Source organism: Thalassospira sp. CH_XMU1420-2, from assembly GCF_037029325.1.
In the GTDB taxonomy this organism is placed as follows: Bacteria; Pseudomonadota; Alphaproteobacteria; order Rhodospirillales; family Thalassospiraceae; genus Thalassospira; species Thalassospira povalilytica.
Map to the genome: position 1 here is coordinate 177,846 of NZ_JAYMEG010000007.1, position 15,895 is coordinate 193,740.

Here is a 15,895-nt window from a genome sequence, read left to right on the forward strand (position 1 = left end):
GGAATTCAAAATGACCGATCCACATAACCGTCGTGGTGTGATGCTGGTTTTCTGTGCCCCATCCGGTGCGGGCAAGACAACCATTACCCGTCAGCTGCTTGAAAAAGATGACCGGATCTCGCTTTCGGTATCTGCAACCACGCGCGACGCCCGTCCGGGCGAAGAAGAAGGAAAGCATTATTTCTTCAAGTCGGTTGATGCCTTCAAGCATATGATTGCTGATGATGAATTGCTGGAATGGGCGGAAGTGTTCGGCAATTATTACGGTACCCCGAAGGCCCCGGTCGAAAAGGCTCTTTCTGACGGGCATGACGTACTGTTTGATATCGACTGGCAAGGTGCGCGCCAGCTGCGTGACAAGGGCGGTGAGGACGTGGTTTCGGTCTTTATCCTTCCGCCGTCTTCGGCCGAGCTTGAACGCCGGTTGCGTGATCGCGGACAGGATGCCGACGACGTCATCATGAAGCGCATGGCCAAGGCGGGCGCAGAAATCAGTCATTGGGAAGAATTCGACTATGTCCTGATCAATGATGATCTGGAACGTTGTCTTGCCGATGTGCAGCATATTATCGGTGCCGAGCGGATCAAACGCGGCCGTCAAACCGGCTTGCCAAGCTTCGTCAAAAAGCTTCTGACCGACTGATCGACTGATCGACTGATCGACTGATCGACTGATCGACTGATATCGCAAATGAAAAATGGCCGCTTTACGAAGCGGCCATTTCATCATGGACCTGTGTCAGGCGGACAAAGTCCGCGACGCTGAGTTCTTCGGCCCGGGCAGTTTCGGTGATTCCGGCCTTGTCGAGCAATTCACCAACATTGATGTTCAGGGTTTTCAGGCTGGCGCGCAGCATTTTACGGCGCTGGCCAAATGCGGCCTGGGTGATCTTGGCAAGACTTGCAAGGTTGATATCTGCCCCCCGGTCGGCTTTCGGGCGCAGTTGCACGACGGCGGATGTAACCTTGGGCGGTGGTGTGAATGCACTGCGATGAACATCAAACAGGATGTCGCAGTCACACAGATATTGGCACAGGACCGACAACCGGCCATAGGCCTTGCTTTTGGGCCCTGCGACAACGCGTTCGGCGACTTCCTTCTGGAACATCAGGGTCAGGCTGGCGAATTGGTCGATCTGCATGAGCCAGCCCAGCAAAAGCTGTGTGCCGACATTGTATGGCAAGTTGGCGACAATTTTGCGCGGGGCCGGGCCAAGCTTGGTGACGTCAACGTCCAGTGCATCACCATCAATGACGTGCAGGGCGCCGGGATAGTGGTTGCTGATTTGCTCCAGAACCGGTTGGCAACGCGGATCGCGTTCAATTACGGTCAGATTTTTTGCGCCATGGAACAGCAACGCACGTGTCAGGCCACCTGGCCCCGGACCGATTTCAATGACGGTTGCGTCCTCAAGCGGGGCCGCTGCACGGGCAATACGCCCGGTCAGGTTCAAGTCAAACAGGAAGTTCTGCCCGAATTTCTTTTGTGCCGACAAGCCATGCGTTGCAATGACTTCACGAAGCGGCGGCAGGCCGTCATTGGCCAGTTTTCCAGTAGTATCGTTATCTTCTGACACGTGGGTCAGGCTCCTGTCAGGCGTTTATGTGCCATGTCCGCAGCCATTTTAAGGGCTGCTATCAGGCTATCGGGGCGGGCGGTGCCTTTGCCGGCGATGTCCAACGCAGTGCCGTGGTCTGGCGATGTTCTGATAAATGGCAATCCCAGCGTGACATTTACACCACCATGAAAATCCAGTGTCTTGACCGGGATCAGGGCCTGGTCATGGTAGGGGCACAATGCAACGTCATAATTCTCGCGGGCTTCATCATGGAACATGGTATCTGCGGGCAGGGGGCCAATAACGTCCAATCCCTTCTTGCGCAATGCGTTGATGGCCGGCTCGATAATTGTTTGTTCTTCGCTGCCCATTGATCCGTTTTCACCGGCATGCGGGTTAAGCCCGGCAATTGCCAGACGCGGCATTGCAATGCCGAAATCCCGTTGCAAGGCCGTTGCTGTAATTTCGCATTGTTCATTGATGCTGTCCGACGTCAGCTGTTTGGGCACCTCGCTCAGCGCGATATGGATGGTCAGTGGAACAACGCGAAGCTTCGAATTGGCCAGCATCATGACCGGAACGGTTCCCGGTCCTGCCAGTTCGGCAAGGAATTCCGTATGACCGGGATGTTTGAACCCGGCTTCATAGAGCGCACTTTTCTGAATGGGATTGGTTACAACACCACAGGCCGAACCATCTTCACACAGCTTTACCGCGCGGGTGATGCTCTCGATCACCACAGTTGCGGTATTTGCCGATGCAGTACCCGATATCGGCATGGCATCGCATTCATCAAGTGCCAGAACGGGCAGGGCATTGTCAAAAACGGTGATTGCTTCCGAGATGTCCGAAACAACTTTGATCGGAACATTGTCGCCAAGCTGCTTTACCGCATGATCAAGAATCGTGATCGGTGACAGGACGCAGAATGGTGACAGGTTTTCATCCTTGCGACGCAGCCATGCCTTGAGGCAAAGCTCTGGCCCGATGCCACCAGGCTCACCGATGGTTAGTGCAATCGGTGCGATTTTGCTCATTCTGTTCCTGCCTTTGCACGATCACATACGGATGTCGATAAAGGCCTGTCGACGCAATTCACGCAGCTTGCGGCGTGCCAGGATGTCAAGACGTTCCATCATGAGACGGTTTTCGATGTCCTTGCGATCGGGCAGATTGCTTTCTTCGGTTTTGTTGCAAATCATCACCAGCAGGGCACCGCCATCGACCTGAACAATATTGGATGGCTGACCAGGTTGAAGATTGGTGATCGCCTGGGCAACTGGTCCGGACAGTTCGTTGGGGGAAATGCCCTTCATTTCGCCGCTCATCTCAGAGCCAAGGTCTACCGCGACATTTGCCAATGCCTGACAACTGTTTGCGGTTTCCTGCGTGTTGCGCAGAACCGCGACTTTGGCGTCAATCTGCTCTTTTGGCATGGACTGAGACAGGGGAACAAACAGCTGATAAAGGTCAAGCCTTACATCGGTAATTGCCCCTGCATCGCCGACACGCCGGTCGAGAAGCTTGATGATATAATATCCGCGAATGGTCTGGATCGGAGCACTGACATTGCCCGGTTCAAGTTGATTTACAGCTTGCTGCAAGTCACCTGCGAGTTCGCCGGCATATAACCAGCCAAGATCACCACCATTTGCCGCACTTGCACTTGCAGAAAACTGACGTGCCAGGGCACTGAAGTCAGCTCCTTGCTGCAACGCGCCAAGAACTTCCTGTGCGGTTTGATAAACGCGTGTACTGTCTTGCGGATTGTCTACGGGCAGAAAGATTTCCTGAACGCGATTTCGCGGCTTTCCCTGGTTGTTGATGATGCGCTGAAGGTTTTCGTCAATTTCTGCTTCGGAAATCTCTACCTGACTGCGCATGGAACCCAACAGCCGTTGCCACGCAACCTGCGGACGGATCTGGTTTTCAATTGTGCCCGGCGCGATGCCGCGCTGCTCGAGAAATGCATCAAGCGTCCCGTCGGGCAGGCCTGCATTTTGCTCGATCAGTGTTTTGCCACGGGTGATATCAGCCTCGGTCACTTCGATGCCGCGGCGCTCTGCCTCCTGCAACTGCAAGGTTTCGTTGATCAACTGCTGCAGAATTTGCGGCGCGATCTCGTTGCTTTTTTCCGGGGTCATCCGGATGTTGGATGAAACCGCAACAAGCTTGATACGTTCAACCAGATCAATGATTGAAATCGGATCATCATTCACTACCGCAGCGACGCCGACCGGCGATTGCGCCTTTGACGGGGCCGCCATTGCCAACAGGGCAATCGCGCCAACGACAGCGCAGATATTTGATATTTTGAAAATCGAAACTTTTGAAATCATGTTTTCTTACAATCCGGCTGCGGAGGCAACTTCACCCAGCGTTTTGAAGACCAGGCGGAACAGGAATTCGTCTGATTCACCAAGATCCTGGTCCTGATAGAAGGTGCGACGTATCCGTCCATCAAAGATAAAGCATTCATCTTCATACACAAAGCCGACACCATATTCCAAGGGGTCCGACTGATCTATGTCGTAGCGACCATATGCCATCCCCGACCAGTAGTCAGAAAACTGTCGGTCGGCCCTGAAATATAACTCTTCGCGCTCGCTGAACTCTTCGCTACCTGCATCATCTGTGAAGTGAACATATGTCGTATTCACGCGGAGCGTATCAACTGAACCAGCAGTTAATGCAACCTGATTGCGACGGGCGGAGAAGTCGTCCTTGTCCAAGCGGTAGCGATAGGTCAGGTCAAGATATCGGTTTGGCGCAACAGTCAGGCGGCCAACATAGTCCGAGAGCTGTTCATCAAGTCCCGATCCTTCTGCGAATGTATCATTTTCGGCTGCACGGTAACTTTGTCCGAACATTGCACTTGTGTAGCCACCGGTTGGCCCATAGAGCCCCCATTCGAGACCATAACTGGCGCGAAAGCCATCTTCGGCGCGGTCAATGCCACCAAACCGGTCATGGGCAAACAAATTGATGTCATCAAGCTCGAAGGACTGGGAGTCCTCGTTGGGAATCTCTTCCGGGTTGCCGCCATTCGGCGACCAGGCCGCCATCGCAACTGGCGTGATGACCTGATGATATGCACCTTGATCGCTGACAAACGGCATGCGCCAGTCAATCGCGGCCAATGGAAGCACTCGTCCTGTGTATCCGCTATAGTCGTCTTTGTTGTCACGTTCCACGTCATAGACCATATAGCTGTCGCCGCGCACAGACAGGCTGAGCTTTGTCACATCACCCAATGTGCCAACATGCGGAAGTTCCCAACCGACCTTTGCTGAAGCGCGGTGCGAGTCAGCCCCGTCTTCGCGTGTCAGGGAAAGACCGTCAACATCCAGCGTCGTAATGCTTCCATATTTGGCTGGCGCTGTTTGCCCGTGGAATTGCATGTGCGGCAGGACGATCGGTGTTGTGTCCCTGTCATCACCAGACTTAAGACCCTGGAAGTAATATCCGTCAACACGAGTGTAGCTTGCCCCCCGGAAACCCTCTGTAAACAGGTTCGAGGTAAGCACCGAAGGTGAGTCAAACCCGTAGCGCGACAGGTAAGTTTTCTCACTGGCCTGCTCGGCGTCAAAGCCCCAGCGCCAGGTCGGGTCGATGTCAAAACGCCCTTCGGCGTCAATGTGACCTTGCCAGTCATCATTGCTGTCCTGGGTAACGCTTCCGATTGCTTCGAGTTCGCCTGCATCAAAGCGTTGGCGATACTCGGTTGCGAGCAGTGCCCCTTCATCCAGTGTGTAGGTCGGTGTGAAGGTCATATCCTTGCTTTTGTCTATCGCCCAGTAATAGGGCTGACTGAAATAGGATCCGACATAGCTTGTGCTGCCAAAGGATGGCGCCAGAAGACCAGATTGCCGTTTTACAGTAGGGTCCGGATGTTGCAGGTAGGGGGTGTAAAACACTGGAACGCCAGCGAATTCAAGTCGGGCATCTTCGTATTCAACGGTCTTGTTTTCGGCATCGTGAAGCACACGGGCCGCACGGATACGCCATAATGGTGTTCCTGCCGTGCCGTCATCATCCTCGCAAACCTTGCACGGGGAATAGACCGCTTTGGCGATTTCCGTAAAATTACCGGCACTGCGTCGCGCACCGGTACCAGCCAGGCGGGTATTTTCATCAAGAAGAACATAGATATCTTTGACAATGCCGTTCTTGAAATCGCCACTGAGCTCAACATAGCTGGCAAAGGTTACTTCACCGGTCGGCTCTGTAATGCTGACATTGCCAGATGCCGTCAGAACGTCCTGACTGCGATCATAACTGACCGTATCGGCAAGAAGGATGCGGCCTTCGCGTGAAATTTCGACATTACCGCGCGCAGTAACAGTTTGCAGCTCGCGGTTATAATCAACTTCATCGGCGCTAAACAGGATAGCAGGTGCGTCCTGATCCGATTGTTGTGCATTCACATCCTGGGCTTGTGCCGACGGAATACCGAACAGGCCCCCAAAAAGCACAATGCCACATCCCAGTATGGTACCGGTTGCCAGTCTTTTTATCATTCCCCCCGCAATGGCCATCTGACTAGCCATCCTCAAGATGTAGCAATGTTGAAACCCCGAGTAACAAAGAAATACCGGCGGGTGCCCAGGCTGACAAAATTGGTGGAATTCCCCCAGAAACGCCCAAAGCTGAAATGACGTCGGTACAGAAATACAAGATGAATCCGGTTGTCACCCCACCACCGATAACAAGGGATGCCCGTCTGCGTCGAGAAAATTTAAGACAGAACGCCGCAGCAATGAGAACCATCGCACACAGCAAAAGCGGGCGCGACAGCAGGCTATGGAAGTGAATGCGGTGGCGTGTGGCGTTGAAACCGGCACGTTCCAGCAAATTGATGAATGGCTTGAGATCCCAGAACGACATGGTTTCAGGTGAAGCAAAGCTGTCCTGGATTTTGCGCGCCGTCAGGTTGGTCGGAAGCTTCATGCTTTCGGTAAACTGGCTGGCCTGACCGGGTGTAAAGGTCCAGGCATCATAAAAATGCCAGGTGCCCGGTTCAAGAACGGCACGCGCAGCGTCGATCCGGGTGGTGAAATCATCGGAATTCTGAAAGCGGAAGATTGTTACATTGCGTAGGTCAATCTGGTCATCCTGCTGGCTGCGCACCGCGCGTGCATAAATGACAGCCTGCCCATCCTGTGTGCCCTGTCGCAACCAAAGCCCGCTTGAAGACAAATTCATCACGCTGACATTGTTCTGCAAATAGCGCGCTTCGAGCATTTCGTATCGCTGCAACAGGATTGAAGATAACGGATTGAGGGCCGCAACCTGAATAGAGCCAAGGATCAGTGCGCAAAGAATGGGTGGCAGCAAAAATTGCCAGGCAGAAACCCCGGCTGCGCGCGTGACGACCAGTTCCTGATTCCCCGTCAGCTTCCAGAACGAGAACATTGATCCGAACAAAACCGCAAATGGCAGAACCTTTTCCGTCATAAAGGGAATTCTGCTGGTCGCCATCTGAACAACAATGCCGACAGTGGCATCGGGTTTTCCGCCAGCCCGTCTGAGAAGTTCGATCGTATCACCAATCAGGATCAGACCGATCAAGAGTGCCAGAACGGCCAGAATAGAAAACAGCACATGCTTTCCGAAATACCATGTAAGGGTCGGTGACAGTCTCATGCTTCTGCCTCTTCAGCGATCGCGCGTTTGGCACGGATCTGAGGCCCGCGGAATGTCCAGTACAAGCCCAAAATAATCGGCAGAAACGCGTTGGCATACATCAGCGGGATCAAGGCGGAATTCTTGGCCGCAAGGTTTTTCATCGCAATGCCAAGCGCCTGACAAAGAACCATGACACCAATCGCAATCAACAGACGACCGGTCTGGCCCCGCCGCGAGAAACTGCTTGATACCAGAACCGCAAGCGCAATGCTTGCAAATGCGATCGCGTTAAGAGGCGAAATCAACCTGTCATGCCCTTCGGCCCGGAAGGCCCCGATATCGTTCGAAGCAATGTCTGGTGGCGTTCCGGTAAGAAGGTTGAAAACACCACGTTCACGGGCCTCGCGATAACGCAATGTCGGGTCTTCTGCACTATGGGCGATATCAACGGCATAGCGGTCAAAATACAGGATCGACATCGTACCGTCTTCGGCGTTGACTTCCTGCCGGTTGCCATCAAGCAGCACAATGCGCGGCCCTTCATCGGTTCGCAACAGCGCGCCGTGCTTTGCCATCATTGTTGTCTGCTGGTCGGGGTCGCGGGAATCGTGGACCAGAATACCGAGCAACTCGTTGTCGCGACCAACTTCGCGCACATAAACGGTCAGCCCATCAAGATCGGTAAAGCTTCCCTCCTGCAACAACACCGACGAAAAGTCATTTCGGATTGAGAATTGCAGTTCCTTGAACTGCTGATAGCTGTAGGGAAGGTAAAACAATGTCAGGAAATAACAAACACCCGTCGACAGCAGCGCAACAATCAGTGCCGGCTTTGCCAGCGCCCATTGGTTAAGGCCGGCCGATCGCATAATGATCAGTTCGCGATCCTGGATAAGTTTGTTGTAGGTAAAGACAATAACGAAAAACAACGAAATCGGAATGATGATCGTCAAAAAGCTCGGCAGCAGCAAAGATGTCAGCTGCAAAAACACCGAGATCGACAGACCCCGGTTCACAATCATTTCGACAAAACGCAGGCTTTGCGACAGCCAAATGACACAGAGAAGCCCCAGTGTCACAAACACCATCATAATCAGCTGCTGTTTAAGCATATATCGGGTTAAGCGATTCATCGGGCGGATTATAGAGAAGCAATCAAAAACCGAAACAGGAAATTATCGCCAAATTGGGACAAACCGTACGGAATTTCCGAATGTTGGCGTTTGCAGAAGTATCGAAGCTGTGGGGCAGGGCGTGTATTAGAAATGTTTGCGCCATCGTCGTCTTATGGCAACGATGGCGCAGCACAATCTCGGCAAAGAGTTTGTCAAAATAGTGGCTGGGTTTCGTGCAATTCTGCCCGGCGGCTATTTTCAATCTGGGTTGCCATAAATGCCGCTTCAGGAAGCAACTGTTCAAAGAAGAACCGGCATGTAGCGATCTTGCGTGCGCCAAAATCGGAAGAAACATCTGCTTTGGCCGCGGTCGTCATGGATCTGAGCATCAGCCAGCCCGATACGCAAAGTGCCGCCTGTCGCAAATAGGGGGTCGCCAGAACCTGCATCATCCGGTCATCGGTGCCGCACCGTTCAATGATTGTTGCGGTGCTGAGCTCAAGCGCCTTGATCGCATGTTCAAGGGCCTTTGCCGCATCCCGAACGTCATGATCGCCTTCGGAGCCGGAATTGCGAGTTTCAGAAATGGTTTTCCGGATATCGGTTATCAGCGCAGCAAGTGCAGCCGCGTTGTCGCGCAAGACCTTGCGCCCGATGAAATCGAGTGCCTGAATGCCGTTGGTGCCTTCATAGATCGGTGCGATGCGGGCATCACGTAGATGCTGGGCTGCACCGGTTTCCTCGATAAAACCCATGCCGCCATGAACCTGAACGCCGAGCGACGCATTATCGACCCCAAGATCCGTCGACCATGCCTTGACCAGCGGGATCAGCAGATCTGCCCGCGCCTGCGCGGCAGCTTTGGCTGTCGGGTCGTCAAGGTGATGGGCCAGATCAAGCTGGGCAGCGGCATAAAGTGACAATGCACGTGCTGCTTCGGTCGAGGATCTCATGCGCATCAGCATGCGCTGGACATCGCCATGAACAATAATCGGTGCATCTTCGCCGGTTTTCGGATCGCGCCCCTGTTTGCGGGTAAGGGCATAATCAAGTGCCTGCTGATAGGCTCGTTCCGAGATCGCGACACCTTGCTGTCCAACTGCCAGACGCGCGTTGTTCATCATCGTGAACATATAGGCAAGACCCTTGCCTTCTTCGCCAACAAGATAGCCGGTTGCACCACCATTATCGCCAAATGACAGAACCGCCGTCGGGCTGGCATGGATGCCAAGCTTGTGTTCAAGGGACACACAATGAACATCATTGCGCGTGCCGATTTCACCGGTCTCGCTAACCAGAAACTTGGGAACAATGAAAAGCGAGATGCCCTTGACCCCGGCGGGGGCATCGGGGGTGCGCGCCAGAACAAGATGAACGATATTTTCCGTCATCTCGTGATCGCCATAGGTAATAAAAATCTTTTGTCCGCTAATGGCATAACTGCCGTCGTCATTGGGAACGGCGATACTGCGCACTTTCGAAAGATCGGACCCCGCCTGCGGTTCGGTCAGGTTCATCGTCCCGGTCCATTCGCCGCTGATCATGCGTGACAGGTAAAGCGATCGCTGGGCATCCGATCCGTGCGTAATAAGTGCCTCGATCGCACCGGCAGTCAGCATCGGGCAAAGCGCAAATGCCATATTTGATGCCTGCCACATCTCCGCGACAGCCGCGCCGAGCAGGATCGGAAGCCCCATACCACCTTCTGATTCCGGGGCAGATATGCCTTGCCATCCGCCTTCACAGAACTGGGTATAGGCATCCGTCCAGCCAGAAGCGGTTTGGACTTTGCTATTGGCAAGAAGCTTGGCACCTTCCTGATCGCCGATGCGATTTAATGGCGCGAGTACTGATGCCGCAAATTTGGCAGCTTCTTCGAGAATGGCGTCAACAAGATCGGCACTTGTTTCGGAAAAGGCCGGTAACCCGGCAACGGTTTCAAGACCGATGACATCGTGGATAAGAAACCGGAAATCGGAAACCGGTGGCGTAAAATCGCTCATGAAAAAAGACGTCTCCCTGAAATGTGAGCCGCCCGCTCGGAACAGTCGACTTTTTGCCGACTTTGATTGTTTGGAACAGCATAACGGTGCATTGCACCAAGATCGAGTCTGTTTCAGCACGGCTATCTGTTTTCTGACTTCGACATTGGTTTAAGGGCGAAATGTGTTTGCCACTGGCAAATGGACAAAATGCTTCCGATATGAGAATTCACCCTATATTGACCGTGATTGATCGGGATGTGAGCTGAATCCTCGGGTAATTCGGTCTCGAGGGGTCGCCAAGCGTATAAAGGCAGGCTAGACTTGCCCCAGTCGAGACGCATTCGCATTGCAATATTGGCAATATGGAATACCTATAGTCGCCAGACATGCATGTGAATTGTATCCGGAAGACAAGTTAACAGGACAGGAGTGGGCTTTTGCTGCGTAAAGGATTATTGCCAATTTTGTTTGCGGTGCTGATTTCGTTTGCCGGAACAAGGTTGGTCGCCTGTGCCGGGCCCGCCTGGCCAAGTGACGAAGAACGCAGATTCCTTGATGCTTATCGTGACAGCGTGACTGCTGGTGCGACTGACGAACAATTTGCCCATGCCGACAAACTGTATGTCGAAGCACTTCAGGTTCTTTCCGAAACCTATGTCGAGAAAATCGACCGTGCTGCCTTTGTCGAAAACAGCATCGCGATGCTTGATGAAATCGACCCCGAAGACAAATCGCCGACCGGCATTGTCGGGGCGGTTCTTGATGACAGTTTGCACAACCTAGATCCGCACAGCGCCTATATGACAGATGACATGTTCCGTCGTCTTCAGGAAAGCACCGAAGGAAGTTTTGCCGGTGTCGGCATTGTGATCGCCCTTGATGATGACAAGCGTATCCGGATTGTTTCCCCGATCGATGACACGCCGGCCGCGCGCGCCGGTTTGCGCCCCGATGACCGCATCACTCATATCGACGGGTATCAGATGAAAGGCGAACCGATTTCCGAGGCCGTGCGCAGAATGCGCGGACGGGTTGGTGATCCGGTTACACTGACCATCATGCGCGTCGAAGACAGTTTTGATGTAACTGTCAAACGTGCACGGATCGAAGTCCCGTCGGTCAGTGCCGCGATCATTGACCAGGATATCGGTTACATCCGGGTATCGCGGTTTGATGCGACCACCTTGGACCAGACACAGGAATACCTGTCTGAACTGGAAGACAAGATCGCCAAGCCGCGCGGCATAATTGTTGATTTGCGACGAAACCCGGGCGGGTTGCTTGATAGTGCGGCGGACATTGCCGATCAATTCCTGACCGATGGGCTGATCGTTGCCACCGAAGGCCGTGGAGAGCGCAAATTGCGCAGCTATGAAGCAGACCGGGCGGACTTCTTTGACAAGGTTCCGATGGCCATTCTGCTGGATCGCGGGTCGGCTTCCGGTGCAGAGCTGATGGCAGCTGCCCTTCGTGAAAACGGGCGCGGTGTAATTATCGGGGAACGTTCATTCGGAAAGGGATCGATGCAGCGGATCATGCCGTTGACGTCGGGTGGTGGACTTAAAATCACCACCGGCTATTACACCACGCCGGAAAACCATATTGTTCAGGGTAATGGCGTTATCCCGGACATCGAAGTCAATCGTGCCGATGCCGAAGAATTCGAACGCGAAATCGATCTGGCCAATGCCTTGCCCGCGCGCCGACGCGACCCGCGTCAGTCGCTGGCAAAACTTGATGCCAAAAGCTGTGAACAGGATATCGCAATAACCCGCCTTGGCAAAAGCAGCCGGGACAATCTCGAAGACCAGACAGAAGACGCTGACAATCCTTATCGGGATTCTGTTCTGGAATGTGCTGTTGGATATTTCAATGAAGGTCCGCTTGCCGCATATCGCAATCAGGTCGAACCGCTGTTGCGTGCCGGTCTATAGGACCAGATACCGTATAGAAAACAAAAAAAGCGCGACCGGTGCCGGTCGCGCTTTTTTCATGTTTTGTCGGATGCTGTTTACCCGCGGGCAAGCAGATCAATCAGGCTTGAAGTATCCCAGCGATTGCCGCCGCGTTCCTGCACCTGGGCATAGAACTGATCGACAAGTGCGGTAACCGGCAGGCGGGCGCCATTGCGTTTGGATTCTTCAAGGCAAATGCCAAGATCCTTGCGCATCCAGTCAACAGCAAAGCCGAAATCAAACTTGTTCTGAACCATCGTGCTGCCACGGTTTTCCATCTGCCAGCTGCCAGCCGCACCCTTGGAAATGACATCAAGAACCTTTTCCATATCAAGGCCGGCCTTGACGCCGAAATTGACACCTTCGGAAAGACCCTGGACCAGACCGGCGATGCAAATCTGGTTGACCATTTTGGTCAGCTGACCGGCACCGCTTTCGCCCATCAGCTGGCAGGAGCGTGCAAAGGCATCAATCACCGGCGCTGCGCGATCAAATGCATCCTGATCGCCGCCACACATGACGGTAAGAACGCCGTTTTCGGCCCCGGCCTGACCGCCAGATACCGGCGCATCAATAAAGGAAATGCCTTGTGCCTTGGCCGCAGCATAAAGTTCGCGTGCGACATCTGCCGATGCGGTGGTGTTGTCGATCAGGACCGCACCCTTGTCCATGCCGGCAAACATGCCGCCATCGCCAAGCATGACACTGCGAAGATCATCATCATTGCCAACGCACGAAAATACGAATTCCGCCCCCTTGGCCGCTTCGGCCGGGGTCGGGGCAGACGATCCGCCATATTCGGAAACCCATTTTTCCGCCTTGGCAGCCGTACGGTTATAAACAGTTACGTCGTGACCTGCTTTTTGCAGGTGACCGGCCATCGGGTATCCCATGACACCGAGACCGATAAATGCACATTTGGCCATTGTTTGCCTCCCAGATACAGATGGACACCAGTAAAGGTTGCGGGACGGGCAATGTCAATGAAGGCAAATGTCACCACGACAATGTTTTCACGATCTGGAAGACCAGCGTCATTTTACGGGGTTAGTCTTCGTCGAGTTCTTCGGCGACGCTGTGGATGATGCGGCGGTCATAAATCAGAATTTCCGGCCGTTTCCCGGGATAATCAAACTGCGACAGATAAAAACGCATGGCGTTGATGCGCGCGCGTTTCTTGTCATCGGACTTAACAATGACCCATGGGCTGTCGGTGGTTGACGTATGGAAAAACATGTCGCGTTTGGCTTCGGTATAGGAGTCCCAAAGGTTTTGGGATGCCAGATCGACCGGGCTGAGTTTCCATTGTTTGAGCGGATCATTCTTGCGCTGTTGAAAGCGTCTTGCCTGTTCCTTTTTACTGACCGAGAAATAGAACTTGGTCATGTGGATGTTTGACCGGATCAGCATTCTTTCGAGTTCGGGAACCGATTGCAGAAATTCACTGACTTCGAACATGCTGCAAAAGCCCATGACCCGTTCGACCATGGCGCGGTTATACCAGGATCGGTCAAACAGCGCGATTTCACCGCCGCTTGGCAGATGTTCGATGTAACGCTGGAAATACCACTGGGTCAGTTCGCGATCATTGGGTTTGCCCAAGGCAACAATCCGTGCACCACGCGGATTAAGATGTTCGGTAAACCGTTTGATGGTGCCGCCTTTGCCCGCAGCATCGCGGCCTTCAAAAATGATCAGTGATTTCAGATTTTCGGCCTTGATCCAGTTTTGCAATTTCAAAAGTTCGATATGAAGCGGCGCGATCAGTTCAAGATATTGCTTCCCGCGCATCTTTTTTGCCCGTGCCGCGGGATCGGGATTGATGTCAGGCGGTAAATCATCGGCGATGGCATTGGCGATCCCGTTACGATCCGATGGCTGGTCATCCAGACGGTCCATGGTCATGTTTTCGGAATCCAGCAAGAACCTGTCCTTGGTCTCGGTATCAAGTTGTGACAACGCCGATGACCTGTTGGCTGCCGACCGGCTCTTGCCTGTGCGGCGTGTGGCCTTTGTCAGCAGTTCAGACGTGCCGTTCTTTTTCTTTCCGGATGATTTTTTGCCCGCATTCATTGTCAAACTTTCACACTGTATGAAGGGTATGTTGGAAACAGTGCGAGATTAATCAATCATTTGCAATGAACTGGATCAATTCGACCCGATGATGAAAATGCCCGACCGATAGGGGATCGGTCGGGCAGGCGGATTGCAAGTTGTGCAGGTGACGCGAAGGGGGAGCCTGTTTTGGCTTTGAAAGCCGTGGGGGCGGCACCAAAACAGGTTCCTTAATGATCAGATGTGATCAAAGCAGATTGAAAGAGCGCCGGTATTCTTCTTCGGCATCGGCACGTGTCAGGCCGATATCAAGGAGTTGCGCATCCGTCAGGGACAAAAGTGTCCGGCGTTGACGACGAATGGCAACGAAACGCGCATAACGATCTGCCAATGTGTTGATCAGGCCCGGGATGTGGTGCAAACGCCGTGTGATGGTGATGGTCGAAAACGTGTGCCGGGCGGTTTGTTGTGGCTCCTGGGATGTCGGAGCAGGGCAAGCCGTGTAAGCCATGATCTTCTCCATGGGTTAATATTGCTAATGCAATGTTTGCTGTGAAACCCATATTGTGGCTATGATTGACGATCGATAAACGACTATTTCTGATCAATTGGATTAGTTGATCTAATCCATAATGGGAGAAACCCGATGCGGCTGCCACCCCTGCAATCCTTGCGCGCCTTTGATGCCGCCGCCCGACATCTGAGTTTCACCAAGGCGGCCGAGGAACTTTTCGTTACCCAGGGGGCGATCAGTCAGCAGGTGCGTCAGCTCGAAGAATACCTTGGGTTCAAGCTGTTTCATCGGCTCCCGCGCCAGATTTACCTGACCGAGGAGGGGGCGCAGCTTGCCCATGCGACCACTGCGGGGTTTTCCCGCATATCGGATGAAATAGAACGTCTGATGCTGGTCGAGGAGGCCGGTGTTGTCACCGTCAGTGTTCTGCAAAGCTTTGCGGTTAAATGGCTGGTGCCGCGTCTGGGATATTTTCGGGAAGCCTATCCCGACATTGATGTGCGCATTCATGCAGATGACCGCATGGTTGATCTGCGTACCGAGGGGATCGATCTTGCCGTGCGGTTCGGCAGTGGCAAATATCCCAACCTGAATTGCGAAATGCTGATGCGTGACGAATCATTTCCGGTGTGCAGTCCGGCATATCTGGCAAACAGCCCGGCCCTGAACACGCCCAGGGATATTGCCGGTCACCAGTTGCTTCATGATGCAACTGCGATCATGGATCATCCCCATGCAGCGGACTGGGAATTCTGGCTTGATGGTGTCGGTGTCAGCGGCGTCGATGTCAGTCGCGGTTTGCGATTCAATTCCGGTGATATGGTCATTCAGGCGGCCCTGATGGGGCAGGGGCTTGGCATGGCGCGCACCAGTCTTGCCGCCCTTGATCTCAAGGCCGGGAACCTGGTGCGGCCCTTTCCGCAAACCGTGGCGTCAAACGGGGCCTATTACCTGGTTTACCCGGAAGAACATCTCAGACGGCCGCGGGTGCAGGCGTTTGTGAACTGGCTAAAGGGCGAGGTTGCCCAGACGTTGCGTGAAATTGACGAAGATGGTGCGATGGCACCCGATTGATCAGGCCGTC

13 protein-coding genes are annotated in these 15,895 nt (G+C 53.6%); 3 read left to right on the plus strand and 10 right to left on the minus strand.

Annotated elements, in window-relative coordinates:
* Positions 1–10: 10 nt before the first annotated feature.
* Entirely contained in the window at positions 11–643 is a 633-nt protein-coding gene (gmk, locus tag WA429_RS19160; RefSeq protein WP_287466530.1) for a guanylate kinase, read from the plus strand.
* Between the two features lie 64 nt (positions 644–707).
* On the opposite strand, the gene rsmA is transcribed toward gmk, so the two are convergent.
* The 7 genes from rsmA to WA429_RS19195 all read right to left on the minus strand — a co-directional run bounded on the left by rsmA (position 708) and on the right by WA429_RS19195 (position 10,305).
* A complete protein-coding gene (gene rsmA / locus WA429_RS19165; RefSeq protein WP_101247705.1) occupies positions 708–1,577 on the minus strand; it encodes a 16S rRNA (adenine(1518)-N(6)/adenine(1519)-N(6))-dimethyltransferase RsmA in 870 nt (289 codons plus the stop codon).
* Between the two features lie 5 nt (positions 1,578–1,582).
* Entirely contained in the window at positions 1,583–2,596 is a 1,014-nt protein-coding gene (gene pdxA / locus WA429_RS19170; protein ID WP_287466531.1) for a 4-hydroxythreonine-4-phosphate dehydrogenase PdxA, read from the minus strand.
* Positions 2,597–2,617: 21 nt separating this feature from the next.
* The gene (locus tag WA429_RS19175) at positions 2,618–3,898 is read right to left on the minus strand and encodes a peptidylprolyl isomerase (RefSeq protein WP_101247703.1); all 1,281 of its coding nucleotides are present in this window, start codon (positions 3,896–3,898) and stop codon (positions 2,618–2,620) included.
* Between the two features lie 6 nt (positions 3,899–3,904).
* A complete protein-coding gene (locus WA429_RS19180) occupies positions 3,905–6,034 on the minus strand; it encodes an LPS-assembly protein LptD (RefSeq protein WP_287466532.1) in 2,130 nt (709 codons plus the stop codon).
* 67 nt (positions 6,035–6,101) lie between these two features.
* Complete coding sequence (gene lptG / locus WA429_RS19185; RefSeq protein WP_101247701.1) at positions 6,102–7,205, minus strand: LPS export ABC transporter permease LptG; 1,104 nt, start codon at positions 7,203–7,205, stop codon at positions 6,102–6,104.
* Positions 7,202–8,320, minus strand: coding sequence for an LPS export ABC transporter permease LptF (gene lptF, locus WA429_RS19190; RefSeq protein ID WP_228196595.1), 1,119 nt, complete (start codon positions 8,318–8,320; stop codon positions 7,202–7,204). The genes lptG and lptF overlap by 4 nt, the downstream gene beginning before the upstream one ends.
* Before the next feature lie 194 nt (positions 8,321–8,514).
* Complete coding sequence (locus tag WA429_RS19195) at positions 8,515–10,305, minus strand: acyl-CoA dehydrogenase (protein WP_287466533.1); 1,791 nt, start codon at positions 10,303–10,305, stop codon at positions 8,515–8,517.
* A gap of 419 nt (positions 10,306–10,724) precedes the next feature.
* Here WA429_RS19195 and WA429_RS19200 point away from each other — a divergent pair, with 419 nt between their 5' ends.
* Positions 10,725–12,221, plus strand: a complete 1,497-nt coding sequence (locus WA429_RS19200) for a S41 family peptidase (protein WP_287466534.1) — start codon at positions 10,725–10,727, stop codon at positions 12,219–12,221.
* 77 nt (positions 12,222–12,298) lie between these two features.
* On the opposite strand, the gene WA429_RS19205 is transcribed toward WA429_RS19200, so the two are convergent.
* From WA429_RS19205 to WA429_RS19215, 3 genes are all read right to left on the minus strand, one after another.
* Positions 12,299–13,168, minus strand: coding sequence for an NAD(P)-dependent oxidoreductase (locus WA429_RS19205; RefSeq protein WP_114113591.1), 870 nt, complete (start codon positions 13,166–13,168; stop codon positions 12,299–12,301).
* A 121-nt stretch (positions 13,169–13,289) separates the two neighbouring features.
* A complete protein-coding gene (gene ppk2 / locus WA429_RS19210) occupies positions 13,290–14,201 on the minus strand; it encodes a polyphosphate kinase 2 (protein WP_258548222.1) in 912 nt (303 codons plus the stop codon).
* A gap of 343 nt (positions 14,202–14,544) precedes the next feature.
* The gene (locus WA429_RS19215; protein ID WP_287466535.1) at positions 14,545–14,808 is read right to left on the minus strand and encodes a DUF1127 domain-containing protein; all 264 of its coding nucleotides are present in this window, start codon (positions 14,806–14,808) and stop codon (positions 14,545–14,547) included.
* Positions 14,809–14,943: 135 nt separating this feature from the next.
* Between WA429_RS19215 and gcvA the strand changes: the two genes are divergently transcribed.
* Positions 14,944–15,885, plus strand: coding sequence for a transcriptional regulator GcvA (gene gcvA / locus WA429_RS19220; protein ID WP_068518593.1), 942 nt, complete (start codon positions 14,944–14,946; stop codon positions 15,883–15,885).
* The last annotated feature ends 10 nt before the right edge of the window (positions 15,886–15,895 follow it).

Coding starts and splice junctions, on each gene's coding strand:
- gmk (WP_287466530.1), top strand. CDS start 11: ATGACCGATCCACATAACCGTCGTGGTGTGATGCTGGTTTTCTGTGCC.
- pdxA (WP_287466531.1), bottom strand. CDS start 2,596: ATGAGCAAAATCGCACCGATTGCACTAACCATCGGTGAGCCTGGTGGC.
- WA429_RS19175 (WP_101247703.1), bottom strand. CDS start 3,898: ATGATTTCAAAAGTTTCGATTTTCAAAATATCAAATATCTGCGCTGTC.
- lptG (WP_101247701.1), bottom strand. CDS start 7,205: ATGAGACTGTCACCGACCCTTACATGGTATTTCGGAAAGCATGTGCTG.
- lptF (WP_228196595.1), bottom strand. CDS start 8,320: ATGAATCGCTTAACCCGATATATGCTTAAACAGCAGCTGATTATGATG.
- WA429_RS19195 (WP_287466533.1), bottom strand. CDS start 10,305: ATGAGCGATTTTACGCCACCGGTTTCCGATTTCCGGTTTCTTATCCAC.
- WA429_RS19205 (WP_114113591.1), bottom strand. CDS start 13,168: ATGGCCAAATGTGCATTTATCGGTCTCGGTGTCATGGGATACCCGATG.
- WA429_RS19215 (WP_287466535.1), bottom strand. CDS start 14,808: ATGGCTTACACGGCTTGCCCTGCTCCGACATCCCAGGAGCCACAACAA.
- gcvA (WP_068518593.1), top strand. CDS start 14,944: ATGCGGCTGCCACCCCTGCAATCCTTGCGCGCCTTTGATGCCGCCGCC.